The organism is Umboniibacter marinipuniceus, assembly GCF_003688415.1.
GTDB lineage: Bacteria > Pseudomonadota > Gammaproteobacteria > Pseudomonadales > DSM-25080 > Umboniibacter > Umboniibacter marinipuniceus.
In genome coordinates this window covers 508,684-525,284 of sequence record NZ_REFJ01000001.1, presented here as the reverse complement: position 1 = coordinate 525,284, position 16,601 = coordinate 508,684, and the positions used below count along the sequence as shown (strand labels likewise).

14 protein-coding genes are annotated in these 16,601 nt (G+C 50.2%); 5 read left to right on the top strand and 9 right to left on the bottom strand.

The window, feature by feature from the left end; all coding sequences use genetic code 11:
- Together DFR27_RS02410 and DFR27_RS02405 are read right to left on the bottom strand one after the other, a co-directional pair.
- Window positions 1–471 (bottom strand): MaoC family dehydratase, encoded by a 471-nt coding sequence (locus DFR27_RS02410; RefSeq protein WP_121875857.1) that lies wholly within the window; start codon window positions 469–471, stop codon window positions 1–3.
- A 141-nt stretch (window positions 472–612) separates the two neighbouring features.
- A complete protein-coding gene (locus tag DFR27_RS02405; RefSeq protein WP_121875856.1) occupies window positions 613–1,842 on the bottom strand; it encodes an acyl-CoA dehydrogenase family protein in 1,230 nt (409 codons plus the stop codon).
- Window positions 1,843–2,242: 400 nt separating this feature from the next.
- Here DFR27_RS02405 and DFR27_RS02400 point away from each other — a divergent pair, with 400 nt between their 5' ends.
- Both DFR27_RS02400 and DFR27_RS02395 read left to right on the top strand, forming a co-directional pair.
- Complete coding sequence (locus DFR27_RS02400) at window positions 2,243–3,130, top strand: alpha/beta fold hydrolase (RefSeq protein WP_121875855.1); 888 nt, start codon at window positions 2,243–2,245, stop codon at window positions 3,128–3,130.
- Window positions 3,131–3,172: 42 nt separating this feature from the next.
- Window positions 3,173–4,021: an SDR family NAD(P)-dependent oxidoreductase gene (locus tag DFR27_RS02395; protein WP_121875854.1), complete on the top strand. Its 849-nt coding sequence runs from the start codon at window positions 3,173–3,175 to the stop codon at window positions 4,019–4,021.
- Window positions 4,022–4,127: 106 nt separating this feature from the next.
- Here the strand turns inward: DFR27_RS02395 and DFR27_RS02390 are convergent, their stop codons facing one another.
- From DFR27_RS02390 to DFR27_RS02375, 4 genes are all read right to left on the bottom strand, one after another.
- Complete coding sequence (locus DFR27_RS02390) at window positions 4,128–5,273, bottom strand: acyl-CoA dehydrogenase family protein (RefSeq protein ID WP_121875853.1); 1,146 nt, start codon at window positions 5,271–5,273, stop codon at window positions 4,128–4,130.
- A gap of 28 nt (window positions 5,274–5,301) precedes the next feature.
- On the bottom strand, window positions 5,302–6,723 hold the full coding sequence (locus DFR27_RS02385; protein WP_121875852.1) for an MFS transporter: 1,422 nt from the start codon (window positions 6,721–6,723) through the stop codon (window positions 5,302–5,304).
- Between the two features lie 134 nt (window positions 6,724–6,857).
- On the bottom strand, window positions 6,858–7,571 hold the full coding sequence (locus tag DFR27_RS02380; RefSeq protein WP_170150752.1) for a Crp/Fnr family transcriptional regulator: 714 nt from the start codon (window positions 7,569–7,571) through the stop codon (window positions 6,858–6,860).
- Between the two features lie 107 nt (window positions 7,572–7,678).
- The gene (locus DFR27_RS02375; RefSeq protein ID WP_121875850.1) at window positions 7,679–9,475 is read right to left on the bottom strand and encodes an acyl-CoA dehydrogenase; all 1,797 of its coding nucleotides are present in this window, start codon (window positions 9,473–9,475) and stop codon (window positions 7,679–7,681) included.
- 141 nt (window positions 9,476–9,616) lie between these two features.
- Between DFR27_RS02375 and DFR27_RS02370 the strand changes: the two genes are divergently transcribed.
- The 3 genes from DFR27_RS02370 (at window position 9,617) to DFR27_RS02360 (ending at window position 13,329) form a co-directional block, all read left to right on the top strand.
- A complete protein-coding gene (locus DFR27_RS02370; RefSeq protein ID WP_121875849.1) occupies window positions 9,617–10,444 on the top strand; it encodes a helix-turn-helix domain-containing protein in 828 nt (275 codons plus the stop codon).
- Window positions 10,445–10,657: 213 nt separating this feature from the next.
- On the top strand, window positions 10,658–12,262 hold the full coding sequence (locus DFR27_RS02365; RefSeq protein WP_121875848.1) for an AMP-binding protein: 1,605 nt from the start codon (window positions 10,658–10,660) through the stop codon (window positions 12,260–12,262).
- A 2-nt stretch (window positions 12,263–12,264) separates the two neighbouring features.
- Window positions 12,265–13,329 (top strand): SMP-30/gluconolactonase/LRE family protein, encoded by a 1,065-nt coding sequence (locus DFR27_RS02360; RefSeq protein ID WP_121875847.1) that lies wholly within the window; start codon window positions 12,265–12,267, stop codon window positions 13,327–13,329.
- Between the two features lie 44 nt (window positions 13,330–13,373).
- Here the strand turns inward: DFR27_RS02360 and DFR27_RS02355 are convergent, their stop codons facing one another.
- The 3 genes from DFR27_RS02355 to DFR27_RS02345 form a co-directional block, all read right to left on the bottom strand.
- Window positions 13,374–14,297, bottom strand: coding sequence for a DUF808 domain-containing protein (locus DFR27_RS02355; protein WP_121875846.1), 924 nt, complete (start codon window positions 14,295–14,297; stop codon window positions 13,374–13,376).
- Between the two features lie 145 nt (window positions 14,298–14,442).
- The gene (trhA, locus tag DFR27_RS02350; RefSeq protein WP_121875845.1) at window positions 14,443–15,105 is read right to left on the bottom strand and encodes a PAQR family membrane homeostasis protein TrhA; all 663 of its coding nucleotides are present in this window, start codon (window positions 15,103–15,105) and stop codon (window positions 14,443–14,445) included.
- Between the two features lie 95 nt (window positions 15,106–15,200).
- On the bottom strand, window positions 15,201–16,586 hold the full coding sequence (locus DFR27_RS02345; RefSeq protein WP_121875844.1) for a Na+/H+ antiporter NhaC family protein: 1,386 nt from the start codon (window positions 16,584–16,586) through the stop codon (window positions 15,201–15,203).
- Window positions 16,587–16,601: the final 15 nt, after the last annotated feature.

The window sequence follows — 16,601 nt, the reverse complement described above, 5'->3', positions numbered from 1 at the left end:
TTAGTTGGCTGTCTCTACGATGGTCATCGTAAGCCATTCAGCTTTAAGCGCAGGGCGCTCTTCGCCTTCAATCTCTACCGTGACATCCCAAGTATACAAAAATTGGCCGGGACGCTTCTCAACCACATCAGCGAGCACGCTACGCCCTCGAACTCGGCTACCCACCTTAACAGGTGAAAGAAAACGCACTTTTTCAAAGCCGTAATTCAATCCCATCGCCATCCCCTCAAGGAGAATGCCAGTTTGGTAGGAGATAGCAGAAAGCAGAGAAAGCGATAGAAAACCGTGGGCGATGGTGCCGCCGAATGGCGTCTTCGCTGCCGCTTCTGGGTCAACGTGGATGAACTGGTGATCGTGCGTCGCATCCGCAAATTGATCAACTTGCTCTTGAGTCACTGTCATCCATTCGGATACACCAGTTTCTTTACCAATATACTCGGGAAGCTTACTGGGATGAATTGTAATGGTCATACTGTTGTCCTTGTTGTCGGCACAGAAAGGTTCTGCACCGATTTTAGTAGCTTTGAGAGACTAACCCAAATTTCAACCTGGTTATATCGCCTAAGCGACACGAATATTCAACTGCCATTGAACCTTATTCAGGCATGTAGGCTAGGCCTTTCGCTGGTACTTTTTAAGCTCCGCACGGCCAACTACTAGGCGATGAACCTCATCCGGCCCGTCCGCCAAGCGCAAGGTTCTAGCATGGTGGTACATGCCAGCAAGCCGGTGATCCTGCGAGATACCAGCCGCGCCGTACATTTGTATCGCTTCGTCGATAATTCGACAGGCGATGATTGGCGCAACGACTTTAATTTTATGAATCTCAATGCGGGCTTCCTTCATCTCCATGGTGTCCATGGCATGAGCGGCCTTTAGTGTGAGTAGACGCGCTTGATCGATGTCCATCCGAGCGTTAGCGATAATGTCTATGTTGCCACCCAAGAAGGCTAACGGCTTACCGAAGGCTTCACGCGATAGGGCTCGCGTACACAGCATTTCCAAAGCTTGTTCTGCCATGCCAATGGCGCGCATGCAGTGGTGGATTCGCCCAGGCCCTAATCGCCCCTGAGAGATCTCAAAGCCTCGCCCCTCACCAAGAATAATATTCTCAGCGGGTACGCGGACATTGTTGAAACGAATGTGCATATGGCCGTGGGGCGCATCATCATCAGAGAACACCTTCATTGGGCGAACGATTTCTACCCCTTCCGCATCCATCGGTACCAAAATTTGTGACTGTTGAAGATGGCGATTAGGATTATCGGGATCGGTTTTCACCATCACTATCATCACCTTACAGCGAGGATCACCCGCTCCGGAAATGTAGAACTTTTCACCGTTTATCACCCATTCATTGCCTTCACGCTGGGCAATGGTAGAAATATTGGTGGCATCGGAGGAGGCTACCTCGGGTTCGGTCATAGCGAATGCCGAGCGAATTTCACCGGCCATCAAGGGCTCCAGCCATTCAGCCTGCTGCGCGGGCGTACCGTATTTGTGCAGGACTTCCATATTACCGGTGTCTGGGGCGTTACAATTAAACACTTCCGCGGCTAGGGTACACTTCCCCATTTCTTCCGCTAGGTAGGCGTATTCGACATTGGTTAATCCCGGCCCGTGGTCACTATTGGTTAGGAAAAAGTTCCATAATCCCTTAGCTCGCGCTTTTGCTTTCAGTCCATCCAGAATTTCCGTCATTCGGGCGGTATGAACCCAGCGCGATGGCGCATTATCCAACTCTTGCCAAAACTCAGCTTCAAGCGGCATAACCTCGTGCTGTATAAAGTGGGTAACACTTTCCAGAATAGGGCTCAGCTTGTTGGTAATTCCTAAATCCATCGTTCAATCCTCTATTGTTCTTATAATGTAATGAAAGTTCTTTGCACCGCTTTCTAGTCTCATGTTCGTATGACGCATGGCGCTCCCCTTGAACATACAGTCAGGGACTCGGATTCCTTGCCGTTCAGACCCACTTGACCTTAACGAGGAGGTTACTGCCTCGGTACTTAGCAGGATAATGACGATATAATAGCGGCTATTGACCTCGAGCATCACTGTGGTTTCTATCGGGTGCTAAATTCTTCGATTATCCAACAATTTAGTTGATATTCTCCTATCATGGAGGTGATCTCCTCAGTGGCTATGTCCCGCAAGCGACATTCGCTTCTGATTGAATAAGCTAGCCTGTGTAGATCTCAAAGTCACCGCTATAATGATGCCCAATAACAAGGTGTAACGTATGTCTAAAATTCAGTCTAATGGTGTCTCGCTTTACTACGAGACTCACGGCAACCCCGAAAACCCTGCGCTGCTGTTAATTCAGGGCTTAAGTATGTCCAGCGCCGCTTGGCCGCCGGAAATGATTGCCCAATGGGTAGAGAAAGGCTTCTACGTCATCTGCTTTGACAACCGAGATATCGGCAAATCTCAGCTGATGGACAGTTTAGGCAAACCAAACATAGCCTGGCAGATTATCAAATTAAAGTTAGGGTTACGCCCAAAGTCACCCTATTCCCTATTGGACATGGCTAATGATGCGGCCGGTTTACTTGATGCATTAAAGGTAAACCAGGCACACGTCATTGGCGTATCAATGGGTGGCATGATTGGCCAGCTGTTGTGTGCAGAACATCCGGACAAAGTGCTCAGCTTTAGTTCGATCATGTCTACATCCGGGAAAAAGGGACTCCCTGGCACACGCCCCGATGTGGCAGCACACTTGCGCACTAAACCTGCGTCAAATGAGCTACCTGACATCATCGCGTTTCAAAAGAAGTCAGCGGCGCTGCTAACGACACCTGAGCATCCGCTAGATGGCGAGGCCTTAGACGCGCATATCACTCGAGTGTTAACGCACGGAATGAGCGCCGCAGGAATCTTAAGACAAATCAGTGCCATTGTGGCTGGCCCAGCGCGAACACCTTGGCTTGCACGGATCAAGGCGCCTACCTTGGTTATTCACGGAGACGTTGATCCGTTGGTCAATGTTGAAGGCGGGATTGACGTAGCGAACACCGTTCCCGGCGCCAAAATAGAAATTATTGAAAATTGGGGGCACGACTTACCTCCTAGCATGTGGACAAGGCTGGTTGAGCTAACTGCTGCACACGCCCACAATGCAAAGTAACAAAGCCACCGAGCTTTCACTGACAAATAGAGATTCTAAAATATGAACAGTTTTGAGAACCGAGTTATTGCGGTGACGGGTGCCGCTTCTGGTATCGGCCGAGCCTTGTCACTTAAACTTACCCAGCTCGGTGCAAAAATTGCTGCCGCCGATCTTAATGATCAAGGCCTAGCAGACTTAAAGGCCGAGATTAGTGGACTGGGTGGCGAGTGTTTTTGCTTCAACTTAGATGTTTCCCAGCAGGCAGACTTTGCCGAGTTTGCCGCGGCCACGGAAGCACACTTCGGACAGGTTGACGGTATTATTAATAATGCCGGCGTCACACTTGTCAGTGCCGTTCGAGATATGAAACGAAGCGATTTCGAGTGGTTGATGAACATCAACTTTTGGGGTGTGGTCAATGGCTGTGACGCTTTTCTACCCTACCTGCGAAAGTCCGATGATGCACACATAGTGAATATTTCTAGTTTGTTTGGCCTGCTCGCATTGCCGCTACAAAGTGCCTATAACGCATCCAAGTTCGCGGTTCGCGGTTACACGGAAGCCTTGAAGATGGAAATGGCCGGCACTCCAATCAACGTCTCTGCGGTTCACCCAGGCGGCATCAAGACGGCGATCGCTAAAAATTCTCGGGTCAACGAAGCCTCTCTCAAGAACGGCAAAGCCGCACTCCTCAAGGACTTCGAAAAGGCGGCGATTACCACTGCCGAGGATGCCGCAGATATCATCATCGGCGGGATGCTCAAAAACAAACGACGAATCATTGTGGGCAAAGATGCTCGCTGGATGGATCGCTTTGTGCGGTGGTTCCCGGGCAGTTACGAAAAGCTATTTGGTTTTGAGAAAGGTGTATTAGCCAGACGTAAGCGTGAAGCTAAAGACCAAGAATAACATTACCCTCACGCTAAGCCGCTAGACTGATTCTAGCGGCTCACCTTCATTACCTACTAAGGCGCTTCGCCGTGTTAATCATGTAGCGGCGCCGGGTATAAGAACACTATCTGCCCAGTACGGATCGCGCCACAATTTCCTTCATAATCTCGGACGAACCGGCGTAGATGGTCTGGATACGCGCATCACGATAGAAACGTGAAATGACATATTCGTCCGTGTAGCCATAGCCCCCATGGAGCTGGACACCCGTATCAACCATACGAAGCTGCATCTCGGTTGCTGCCAATTTTAGCATCGCCGCTTCATCCACGGTCATCTCACCCGCGTAAAACTTGGCTTCGTATTTCTCCAACATCGCACGGCAGAGTTCGAGTTCAGTTTTTAGTTCAGCGAGTTTAAAACGGGTATTCTGAAATTTTGCAATGGGCTGCTTAAAGGCGTGGCGCTCCTGAACGTACTCACTGGTGATCTGCAGGGCTCCCTCCGCATGACTGATGGCCTGAGTAGCACAGCCAAGACGTTCTCGCGGCAGTTCATCCATAAGATGAACAAAGCCCTTACCTTCTTCACCCAATAATGCACTGGCTGGAATACGCATGTCTTCGAAAAATAGCTCAGCGGTATCACTACAGTGCTGACCCATTTTTTCAATCTTCTTACCGCGAGCAAAACCAGGTAACGAGGCGTCAACTAGGAAGAGAGAAATCCCCTTTGCACCGGCACCAGGGTCTGTTTTAGCACAAACAATGACGAGATCGGCATGAATACCGTTAGTAATGAAGATCTTTGAACCATTAAGAATATACTCATCACCGTCACGCACGGCAGTGGTTCGCATTGCCGCAACGTCGCTGCCGGCACCAGCTTCGGTCATTGCCAGCGCGCCTACCACCTCACCGGTAGTGAGCTTGGGCAGCCATTGATCACGTTGCGCCTGATTACCAATATTAAGAATATAAGGTGCTACGATGTTGGTGTGAATACCATAGGCAGTACCCAAGCCAAGGTAGCCGCGTTTGCACATCTCAATCTGAATTAACTGGCAGACATCGAAAGAAGCGCCGGCTGCACCGTATTGCTCAGGCATGTCCACGCAAAGCAGACCTGCTTCGCCCATAGTGCCCCAAAATTCACGCGGCATTATGTGCGCTTTCTCCCAGGCCTCGTAGTGTGGTGCCACTTCTTGCTCTAAAAAACGGCCAACCATGTCACGGTATAAATTGAGTTCTTCTGCGTCTGCGCGGAACATTGCTACCTCTAATATTCGCTATGAGCGCTCAGCTATTTGCTTCGCGCGCTTTGATTTTGTCGGAAATCTCTTTATGGGTTTCGGCGTCCAAGGCGTACTGGTTAGTAATCAAAGTAGTACCAATGAAGAGCACCATAATCACTGGACCGGCAAACCACGCTAACGCCCAAACAGCCTCGATAGGAACTTCTGAAGGATCAATACCTTTTGGGAAGCTGATAATGTCTAACGCAATACCGGCAATGAATGCCCCTAAGCCGTAGCTCGCTTTGGTTGCAAAGGCACGTGCGGCAAAGAATAGGCCCTCTTCGCGACGGCCCGACTCTAAATAGTGTTCATCAATCGTGTCCGTCAGCATTGAATCCAACAGAATGACGAAGCCGATAAACAGCGCCTGCGACAGACCGTTAACCGTAAAGATAAACAGCAATTTCGAGCCATCACCCATAGTTTGCAACACACCAAATAGGAAAAGGATGGTTGGGCTAACCGCTAGAACGGCACCGGCTGACACACAAATCGCTGCTGCCATCTTTTTATCAAAGCGTCTTGAAAGCGCTTGCGCCACCGTTGAGGCAAAAAGAATACCCACAACCAGAGATAGCGAGAGGATGCCCATGTACTCGGGGCTAAATCCAAAGATGTAGGTGCCCAAGTAAATCAACAACGTCTGGATGGTCCCAACCAACGCATTAAAGTAGAGACTAGAGGTAAATAACACGCGGAAAGATTGCTGCTTGAGTGTCTTGAATACGTTAACCACCGCAAAGAGCGCGCCGCTTGTAGTATTCACTTGATCATCACTTGGGCGTCGCAACTTCGGAATAAACTGACGTGTAGACAACACCGACCACAACATAGCCATCATACCTAATACCGCACAGAAGATACCGAAAGACGGGTAGCTCTCTGCATTCAAAAGGCCGTTTGCGTAAACTGCCGTGGCGGGGAAGAAGACGGTAAAGCCGAGCACAGAAACCACTAGTATCCCAGCGTAGGTAAACAGAACTCGATAGCCAATGAGCGAGGTACGGGCATGATAACCCTCACTCAACTCAGCGCCCAATGACAGATGCGGGACAAAAAATAGCGTTAAGGCAATTCGGACGGCAATGGCGAAGCCACCCATCCAGAGAAATAGCCCCGTTTGGTCCAAGCCCGCTGGCGGTGCAAAGAGCAACGCAATAGCAATACCAAAGGGAATAATCGCCGCAACCATAAACGGATGACGACGACCGAAGCGAGAGCGAATACGATCAGACCACTGCCCCACCATTGGATCGGTGATGGCATCAATCAGCAACGCTATAAGCGCCGCGGCACCAGCCAAACTTGCGCTCAAGCCTAGAACCTGGTTGTAGTAAAAGAATAAAAACGTATTGAACGCTGCTTGCTTTACACCGTCAGACAATTGTCCGACACCGTATCCCAGTTTGGTGGTTACTTTCATAATTGAACCTCTTGGCAGCTCATTGTGTGACTGCCTTTATTGTAATAGTGTGACCTGTGGGTTTTAGTCAAGTTCGACAATCTGCCAATCTAGCAGTGCCAGTGGTGCAAATCTGTCGCCTTCGGGACATTATCTCAGCGTTCCGAAAGCTCTATTTCCTCAGCTAGGCGCTCTATACTAGTAATGACATAACGATCGTCGCACATCACAACCAACGATTGATTCTGCCACTCTCGTAAAATTTTATTCACCCGCTGACGCGAACCCATACACAGGCGAGCTAAATCACTCTGACTCATTCTCTGAGGGATCTGAACCCCTTCAGAGACAACCTGGCCGGTCTCATCGGCCATGGACAGCAGTCGTCCCGCCAAGCGCGACTTGAGCGGATACAGTAACATCCCTGCGAGCAACTCGTAGACCCCACGCGCACGCTCCACCTGATACGCTGCAACATCACGGTACATCAATGGGTACTGCTCACCGAGACGGTTCACCACACTGCGATGAATTTTTAAAACCCATGCATCTTTCTTAACATGCAGATCAATGACCCGTGGTTTGTCGTTGAATAACGACGCTTCGCCCGCCCAGCTTTCAGTTTGTAAATCGGTCAGTGCGAATTCATCGCCATCCGCGGAGTTGACCGATGCTCGGACCCAACCAGTGAGAATACAGAAGATAGAATCCGTCCTCTGTCCCACCCCGAATACGTAATCATTGGACTTCAGTAATTCAAGTTTGGCGCCTTTGGCCAGCTCTTCATGTGCACTAGCGGGCAGGTTTTTAAACCAAGGTCCGCGCGCAATGATCTCGATGACATTAAAGCTGTCTTTGGAAACGGTCATAGTAGTGCTAGCAATCCTTAACGGTAACATGATCAGTTATCATACAGTGCTTCAGCAAGAAGGGCGAGACCCGCTGGTCACGCCCTTCTCCGTTGCGGAAGATAGCTTTAGAACCAAGCTTCTTGCATTTCGAAGGTAGTAGCGTTAAGGCTCTTCAACAGCTTGGCGCTGGTTGCGTTTTTAATCAGCTGATACTCGAAGAAGAACTTCATCGCCTGAAGCTTACCGCGATAGAAATTCTGTTCGTCCTCATGGCTCTCGGTGGCTAAGGCTTCCTGCGAAATAGCACCTTGGCGTAGCCAGATCCAAGCAAGTACTACGTTACCAAACATCTCGAGGTACTCAACGGAGTTAGCAAATACAAGATCAATAGGATGTTCGCCCATTTGCTTTAACAGCGTCATGGTGACTTCATCCAACTCTTCAATCGCTGCGAGTAAGTCGGCAGACTCCTTCGGGAAAGTGGTTGCGACCTCAGCGGCCAAATCACGCATCACCGTTAGCGTAGCTTGGTAACCTGCCATTTGGTTCATGGGAACCTTGCGACCCAATAAATCAAGCGATTGAATACCTGTAGTCCCTTCGTGAATGGGGTTCAACCGGTTGTCTCGATAGAACATCTCCACCGGATGTTCATTCATGTAACCGTGCCCGCCCATAACCTGAATAGCCAAGTCATTTGCTTTAGGACCGTACTCCGACGGCCAAGTCTTAATAATAGGCGTTAGGAAGTCCAACAACAGTGATGCGCGTGAACGCTCCGCTTCCGTTGGCGCCGTTTGTGAGTCATCGTAAAGCGCACTGCCGTATAAGCACAACGCGAAGGCACCTTCAGAATAGGCCTTTTGCGCTAACAGCATACGACGTACGTCTGGATGCTGAATAATGTTAACTGGCTTTGACAGCGGGTCTTTGTTTGATAGTAGTCGGCCCTGCGGACGCTCTTTTGCGTAGTCCAGAGAATACTGATAACCCGTTAGCGCGGTACAGGCGGCACCAGTACCAACTAAGATTCGAGCCTCATTCATCATGTGGAACATGTAGCTCAGGCCCTTATTTTCTTCCCCTACGAGGTAGCCTACTGCGCCGCCATCTTCGCCAAATGCTAGGGTTGTTGAGGTATGACCGCGACCGCCCATCTTGTGCCATAGGCCAGCCAAGTTAACGTCGTTTTTATCGCCCAATGAACCGTCTTCGTTCACCATATATTTAGGCACAATGAACAGGGAAATCCCCTTAATTCCTGCCGGCGCGCCCTTAATACGAGCTAGCACGAGGTGCACAATGTTGTCATTAAGCTCGTGGTCACCACCGGAAATAAAAATCTTGTTCCCCGTAATGCGATAATTACCGTCTTCATCACGAACTGCACTCGTAGTCAGATCTGCAAGACCTGAGCCAGCACTGGGCTCAGTCATCGCCATCGTTCCTGCGAAGCGGCCTTCGCGCATTGGCACTACCCATTTTTCAATTTGCTCCGGAGTACCATGCTCAGAAATCAAATTAGCGTTAGCGTTGGTTAATCCGATGAAACCCAGCGCGGTAGATCCTGCCGCTGAAAGGTAGGCATAGGCGGCTGATGCCACCACGTTAGGCAACTGCATTCCACCCAACTCAAAATCAGCTGTTGACGCACCTAAGCCACTTTCAACCACCGTATCCAGCGCTACTTTCAGCTCAGGGATCATATGAACGCGTTCACCGTCGAACGTAGGTTGATTCATATCCAGCTTCATCTGGATTGGTAAGAACTGATCTTCGGCGATACGGCGCGCGATATCGATGGTAGCATCGAAGGTTTCGCGGTTGTGTTCAGCATAACGTTCGCGCTGAGTTAAGGCTTCACAGTTGAAGAATTCATAAACCATAAACTCTACGTCACGTTGCGAAATAATAGGTGCCATCGGACTCTCTCCTCGTTAAATACGGATAACTTTCAATATTGGGCAGTCTGCGCGCCTGTGATACCATAGTCCATGACCTGAGGGGTCAAGCTCAGATCAAGCTCGAATGTTGCGCTTAAAGTCTTCTTAAAAGGATCTAATGTGTCAAAAGATAGCAATAGTTTCGGTCGACTACTGAAATTCTGGCGCCAGCTGCACGGATTCAGTCAAGAAGCGTTAGCACTTGAATTAGATTCCTCCACCCGACACATCAGCTGCTTAGAAAACGCCAAGGCTCATCCCAGCCTCCCCATGGTAGAACATCTCGCCACTGCCTTTTCACTAAAAGAACGTGACCGCTGTTATCTGATGCTCTCTGCTGGTTATACGCCTGAAGTCGCTAGCGTGGACTTCAATGACCCCAACTACAAATGGCTTCGCAGCGCCATGCATCGTTCCGTTACGGCTCTAGATCCGCACCCCGCCGCGCTGATAAATCGTTATGGCGAAATATTGATGGTTAATCGTGCTTGGGTGGGATTGTATCGGCAGCTGTTCAGTGAAGAAGACCTTAATCATCAAGCTAATCACTACGATCTGCTGTTTGCAGGACAAGCTAAGGCCGGAAAATCAGCCCTGGGCGACAACGCTATGGCGCTGGTCATTATGGCACTTCAACAGGAGGCGCTTATCAGTGGCGATGTGCGCTACCAACCGGTTCTCCAGCGCCTTGTGGAAAATCAAAATACACCTGCCAACTGGGCCGAATTGGCAGCAAAACTGGACCCCATGGCCAGTTATCGTATTCAGCTTCCTGTTGGCGCCGAGCTTGCTACCTTCTTCGCGGTCAATCAAACGGTTGGCGCTACCGGTCCCGCGAGCTATGTATCAGAACCTCGTTTAACCATCGTCACGTTGTATCCAGAAAACCTCAATACGGACATTTCGGGTTTCGGCAGCCATTGCTACAGCCACCCGCTTCTCAGTTAAATGCCGCTATCCGAGATCAACCACGCCCCCTTTTTAGCGGCCATTTAACCGTCACGATCCAGGCCGTTGTCTCCCCAGAGACAAGATGGAAGTGTCGCGCTTGCTATGGTGCGATGATAGACAATAATAACGATATCTGTGTATTTTTAGTGCAGCAAGACAAAGCTTCTTCAGCTACCTTCACAGTATCAAACTGGGATTAAGATTCGCATTATGAAAAACGCCATTCCTTCATACAGCCAAGCACAGCTTGATCAAATCAATACTGAAGGCTATCGCAGCCTCGCCGATGTTTTTTCATTTGCCACGGCTACCTATCATGATCGCATTGCCTTTAGCTGCCATGGCGACGAACTTAGCTTCGCCGAGATCGCGTCCAAAAGCGCAGCACTTGGCGCCTATTTAATTAACAATCTGGGGCTCGTAGCCGGAGATAGGGTTGCCATTCAGATGCCCAATATCAACGCCTACCCTATTGCGGCCTGGGCCGCCCTGAGAACGGGCTTGATTATCGTCAACACCAACCCGCTCTACACCGCTCGTGAGTTAGTGCATCAGTTCAACGATTCCGGTGCCAAAGCGCTCGTCATAGCAGACAAATTAGCGGCCTCTACGGCGTCCATTTTAGACCAGACTTCCATTAAGCATGTGATTGTAGTGGGCGAAACCGACAACCCCACTTTTCATAGTTTTAGCGAAGCGTTGGAGCAAGGGGCTGAGCAGTTTATGCCTGCCGCTGAACTTAATATGAACTCCACGGCAGTGTTACAGTATACCGGTGGCACTACTGGCTTATCGAAGGGCGCTGTGCTTACTCACGGCAACCTCTTTGCGGCCATGAATATCACTCGGGATATGTTTCCGTTAGTTGATAATAATCAAGAAATCGTCATCGCCCCTATGCCGATCTATCATATTTACGGCTACCTCATGTCTGTGATTGCCACGTTCTTGAACGGCGGTCTTAGCGCTCTTATCCCAAATCCGCGCGATATCGGCAGTATGATAGGCGAAATGAAACGCTACTCTGGTACAGGGTTAGCGGGCGTCAATACCCTCTTCCAAGGCTTAATGGCCCACCCTGAATTCGATCAAGTTGACTTCTCTCGCTATAGCTCGATCATTGCTGGCGGCACGGCCCTCATCAAGGAAATAAGTGACGAGTGGAGCCAGCGCACCGGCACGCAAATTTTTGAGGGCTACGGTCTCTCGGAAACGGCTTCGGCGTTGACCGTCAACGCGCCAGGCAAACAAAAGCTAGGCACCGTAGGCCAGTCGGTAGATCACTCAGAAGTTAAAGTCATTGATGAAGCCGGCAAGATCCTGCAGCAAGGTGAATCGGGTGAAATCTGTGTACGTGGGCCTCATGTGATGGTCGGCTATTGGAATCGCCCAGAAGCAACCGCTGAAGTACTTGATTCGGATGGCTGGTTCCGAACTGGCGATATCGGCTTTGTTGACGAAGAAGGCTTCATTAAGATTGTCGATCGCCTCAAGGACATGATCATTGTATCAGGGTTTAATGTTTACCCTAATGAGGTGGAAGCGGTAGTCTACGGGCACCCTGAGGTAGTTGAATGTGCCGCGGTTGGCGTGCCAGATGAAAACACGGGCGAGGCTATTCGGTTGTATGTTGTCACAAAAGACTCTACCTTAGATGCAGCAGCGCTTCAGGCATTTTGCCGTGAGGGCTTAACCGCCTACAAGATCCCCAAGCAGATCTGTTTTGAAGCGGATCTACCAAAATCCAATGTCGGCAAGATTCTACGCCGCGAGTTAAGAGACCGAGCGCGAGCGGAGGTGTCAGGAGAAGCCTAGCTATGAAGACAGCATTGCAAGCAACGAGCCTAGCCATCATGATCATTGTAGTGCTAGGCATCACGCTCTTTGCTGTCTCTCCGGTTCGCCCTGAGCTATTCAAACCCGACGCTATCCAACCGCTCACGGGCGTCTATGCACCCCAACTTAGTCTAGATCAAGCAAATTTGGTTGACGTAGGTGCCGAGGGACCCGAGGCGGTAGCCATTGATCAACAGGGCCACCTTTACACCGGACTAGCTAATGGCGACATCGTTAAAGTAGCCCACCCCGACTTAGCGGTGACGATCCTTGCAAACACCGGCGGACGACCGCTAGGACTCACCTTCGATACCCAACAACGACTACTCATCGCCGACGCGGTAACCGGTCTACTTCGCCTTGAGTCGGATGGCACTATTACTACGCTCATTAATTCGCAGCAAAATCCCAATTTCGGTTTCTTAGACGACGTTGCTGTCTCAGAGGACGGCGTGATTTGGGTCACTCAAGCATCTCAACGCTTCCCTTTTGGTGAGCATATTCGTGATTTCTTTGAAGCGTCTATGACGGGCCGCCTACTGCGCTATGACCCAATATCTGAGGAAGTATTGGTGGCAATGGACGGGCTCTTTTTCGCCAACGGCGTGACCCTCTCACCCAACGAAGACTTCCTACTTATCAATGAAACCGGCAAGGCTCGTATCCTTCGCTACTGGTTACGCGGAGAGCAACTCGGCCAAAGCGAAGTGTTTATTGATAGCTTGCCGGCACTACCCGACAATATCCGTGCGGATCCACAATCTGGCTACTGGGTGGCGCTGGTCAGCTTGCGTACGCCCGAACTTAGCCAACTCTACAACAGCCCTACCCTGTTACGAATCTTAGGCGCCCTACCTCCCAAGTGGGTAGAACCTCCACAGCACTACGGTTTGATTGCCAGAATTGATGAGCGAGGAAGAGTTGTTGAAACACGACATTCGGCGAATAAGCTTACCCTTCTAACCAGTGTTATCCGGCGCGATCAGCAACTCATTATTGGCTCCCTAACCGGCAACGAGCTTGCGATCGTTGACCTGAACGAATGACGAGCACTTGGCGTTGGTGTTGGTGTTGGTGTTGAATTAGCTTGCTAGGAAGCTGGCCTCACTAAACGATAGACTTTTCTGGCGCTGGACATCAGCATCACAGCAACGGCACCAACAATCAGCCCCACTAACCCCTGCATCAGTGCATTACTGACCATTGATAGAGGCAGATCAAGGCCGTGTATCGCCTGCTCAATCATCGGAATACCGTGCGCAATGATGCCACCGCCAACGAGGAACATCGCAACGGTTCCAACCACAGATAACGACTTCATGAGCCATGGGCAGAAAGCTAAAATGGCCATTCCGACTTGCTTCTGTAAGCCGCCAAAGAAACCTTCGCTGGCCGAATTCACCATATGCAGGGCCATGTCATCGAGCTTAACGATAAAGGCCACTAATCCGTATACACCCACGGTCATAGCAATGGCGATTAGTGATAGGACGAGAGTTTTATTTAAGAGTGTGGCGGTGGCGACAGTACCAAGCACAATGACAATAATCTCAGCTGAAAGGATGAAGTCCGTGCGAATCGCTCCACGAATCTTCTCGCGTTCGAGGACCGCCAAGTCAATTTCCGGATGACGCAGTGCCGAAGAGAGAACCGCCTTGTCTTTTTTACGCTCATCGCGGTGAGCAAGAAAATGCCAAATCTTTTCCGACCCTTCGTAGCAGAGGTAGAGGCCCCCTAGCATCAATGCAGGCAGAATGAGTTGAGGTAGTAGGGCGCTGATAATTAGTGCCGTTGGCACGAGGATCAGTTTGTTCAGCATTGAACCTTTGGCGACCGCCCAGACTACAGGTAGCTCTCGCTCAGCTCGAACACCACTCACCTGTTCGGCATTCAAAGCCAAGTCATCGCCCAATACCCCGGCAGATTTTTTAGCGGCTACCTTAGTCATCATTGCCACGTCATCTAACACTGCTGCGATATCATCAAATAATGCAAAGAGGCTTGCGCTGGCCATATCATGTATTCCAAGACAAGAAGTTAATTTGACTATTTAAGCATGGTCCGATGCTGGGGGCTACCAGTGATCACATTAGCGGGCGAAGTATTACGCGCCACCATTGAGCGGCCGTGAATCTGTGAGCTAAACGGCTTCCATGACATTACGGCGTGATAAGAATGTATTCATAAACCGTTATGAATTGGAAAACCGTCCCGAGCACTACAAACACATGAAATAGTGCATGGTTGAGCGGCAAGCGCTTAACACTATAAAGCAATGCACCAACTGTGTAGCTAATCCCTCCCGCTACTAACCACTGTATGCCGGCTTCAGGTAGCCCCTCTGACAGCGGTTTAATGGCGAAGACAATAAGCCATCCCATGAGTACGTAGATAGCAGTTGAAATTTTATCGTAACGGCCAGTAAAGAAGATTTTTAGTATAACCCCCGCTAGGGCCATTCCCCACACAATGCCAAACAGGGTCCAACCTACCCACCCCTCAAGGACCACCAGCGTGAATGGCGTATAGCTCCCGGCTATTAATACATAGATAGCGGCGTGATCAAAAACCTTTAAGCGCCGGCGAGCAACCGGAGTAGTAGCTGAGTGATAGAGTGATGAGGCGGCATAGAGTATAACCATACTCGCCCCATAAACGCCGAAACTGACGATATGCACTGTGGAGCCAAAGCTCACGGCTTTGACGAGTAACAGTAACGTCCCAATGGCCGCAAGTAACACTCCCAGTGCATGGGACAGCACATTGAGGCGCTCCTCAACAATGCTATATTCGCTTACACGTTGTGTTTTTGGGGTCGCCATTCGTTATTACCTCTGCTCAGCGAATCGTTTAGATACGCTAATAGTAGTGGAGCACTGTTAACAAAACATGACCCAATGCGCCATAGAAGTCACTCTCAGATGGTGACAATACCTGCAACAATGTATGCCACAAATGCGGCAGCTCCGCTCGTTAGTGCATAGGGCATCTGCGTTTCAACATGCTCTAGCAGATCACAGCCCGATGCGACCGAACTGACGGCGGTGGTATCCGATATCGGCGACGCGTGATCGCCAAAGATGCCGCCGCCCAGAATGGCCGAAAGCACCAGTGCCGCATCAAGGTCTAAGTTAATGACCAAGGGCATGCCTATGGGCACAAGAATGGCGAAAGTTCCCCAAGACGTGCCGGTTGTGAAGGACATAACCGCCCCAGCAACAAACAACAGCGCTGGAATGATAAACAGTGGCAGGTTGGCCGAAATAATACCCGCGATAAACTCGCCAGTACCAAGCGCTCGAAGGCTAGCGCCTAAAGCCAGCGATAACAGGACAATCACCACTAACGGTAGCAATTCAGACATCCCGTCGAAAGCCATCTTCAGTAGCCCTTGGTGGCGGTAGCCGCCGCCAAAACGAAGCAGAATATAGGCCACCAGTAAGGCCAACAGGGTAGCATAAAGTACCGACTGAGAACCCGAGCCCTGGGTAATGTTGCCGTTCCCCGTCATGAGCATGAAGCCAATCATGCCGAAGATCATAGTAGCTAGCGGCAAAAGCATATAGCGCACTTTCGTGGCTTCAACTTGGAGAATCTCGGTGTTGTGATGAGTGCTCAGCTTCTGTTCTGACGTCTTCATTGGTCCATGCACGCGCCCAGTGATAACGGTGTAAAGCACTAGGATCAACGTGAACCACGCGTAGAAGTTGAGGGGAATGGTTCCGATTAATACGCTAACGGAAGATTCGCCTAGGTCGTAGCTACTAACCAGACCTAATACATAGGCCCCCCAAGCGTTGAGCAGAATCAGGATACAGATAGGGGCACTGGTACTGTCAATGATGTAGGCCAATCTTGCACGGCTCATTTTGAATCTATCAAACAATCCCCGCGAGATAATCCCCGCTGTTAATACACTAAGGTTAGACTCGATAAAAACGAACACGCCGGTGAAAAACGTTAGCAATCCAGTTCTACGAGGTGTAGAGGCAATTCCCCTGTTGACCAAAAGACTCACAAACGCACTCACCCCACCTGACTGACGCATAAACGCAAGTAATGCCCCCACCAACAGTGAGAACACTAAAATACGAGCGTTACCCGGTGAGCCCAGCACCTCAATAGTACTCTCGATGGACCCTAGTAGCCCGCCCAATAGCGACGTGATGGGCGACGAACCAGCAAGCAACAGGGCAATAACTTCGGAGCTGATCAATGCCGTCACCAGTGCCAAAATGACTTCTCGGCGCCAAAGGACAACAATGATTGCTAAGATAGGGGGTACAACACTAAACCAAGACATACTTCATCCACGGGC

What these genes read in the sequence shown, in the direction of transcription:
- DFR27_RS02365 (WP_121875848.1), top strand. Translation starts at nt 10,658, where the DNA reads ATGAAAAACGCCATTCCTTCATACAGCCAAGCACAGCTTGATCAAATC.
- DFR27_RS02355 (WP_121875846.1), bottom strand. Translation starts at nt 14,297, where the DNA reads ATGGCCAGCGCAAGCCTCTTTGCATTATTTGATGATATCGCAGCAGTG.
- DFR27_RS02410 (WP_121875857.1), bottom strand. Translation starts at nt 471, where the DNA reads ATGACCATTACAATTCATCCCAGTAAGCTTCCCGAGTATATTGGTAAA.
- DFR27_RS02405 (WP_121875856.1), bottom strand. Translation starts at nt 1,842, where the DNA reads ATGGATTTAGGAATTACCAACAAGCTGAGCCCTATTCTGGAAAGTGTT.
- DFR27_RS02345 (WP_121875844.1), bottom strand. Translation starts at nt 16,586, where the DNA reads ATGTCTTGGTTTAGTGTTGTACCCCCTATCTTAGCAATCATTGTTGTC.
- trhA (WP_121875845.1), bottom strand. Translation starts at nt 15,105, where the DNA reads ATGGCGACCCCAAAAACACAACGTGTAAGCGAATATAGCATTGTTGAG.
- DFR27_RS02395 (WP_121875854.1), top strand. Translation starts at nt 3,173, where the DNA reads ATGAACAGTTTTGAGAACCGAGTTATTGCGGTGACGGGTGCCGCTTCT.
- DFR27_RS02390 (WP_121875853.1), bottom strand. Translation starts at nt 5,273, where the DNA reads ATGTTCCGCGCAGACGCAGAAGAACTCAATTTATACCGTGACATGGTT.
- DFR27_RS02380 (WP_170150752.1), bottom strand. Translation starts at nt 7,571, where the DNA reads ATGACCGTTTCCAAAGACAGCTTTAATGTCATCGAGATCATTGCGCGC.
- DFR27_RS02385 (WP_121875852.1), bottom strand. Translation starts at nt 6,723, where the DNA reads ATGAAAGTAACCACCAAACTGGGATACGGTGTCGGACAATTGTCTGAC.
- DFR27_RS02360 (WP_121875847.1), top strand. Translation starts at nt 12,265, where the DNA reads ATGAAGACAGCATTGCAAGCAACGAGCCTAGCCATCATGATCATTGTA.
- DFR27_RS02375 (WP_121875850.1), bottom strand. Translation starts at nt 9,475, where the DNA reads ATGGCACCTATTATTTCGCAACGTGACGTAGAGTTTATGGTTTATGAA.
- DFR27_RS02400 (WP_121875855.1), top strand. Translation starts at nt 2,243, where the DNA reads ATGTCTAAAATTCAGTCTAATGGTGTCTCGCTTTACTACGAGACTCAC.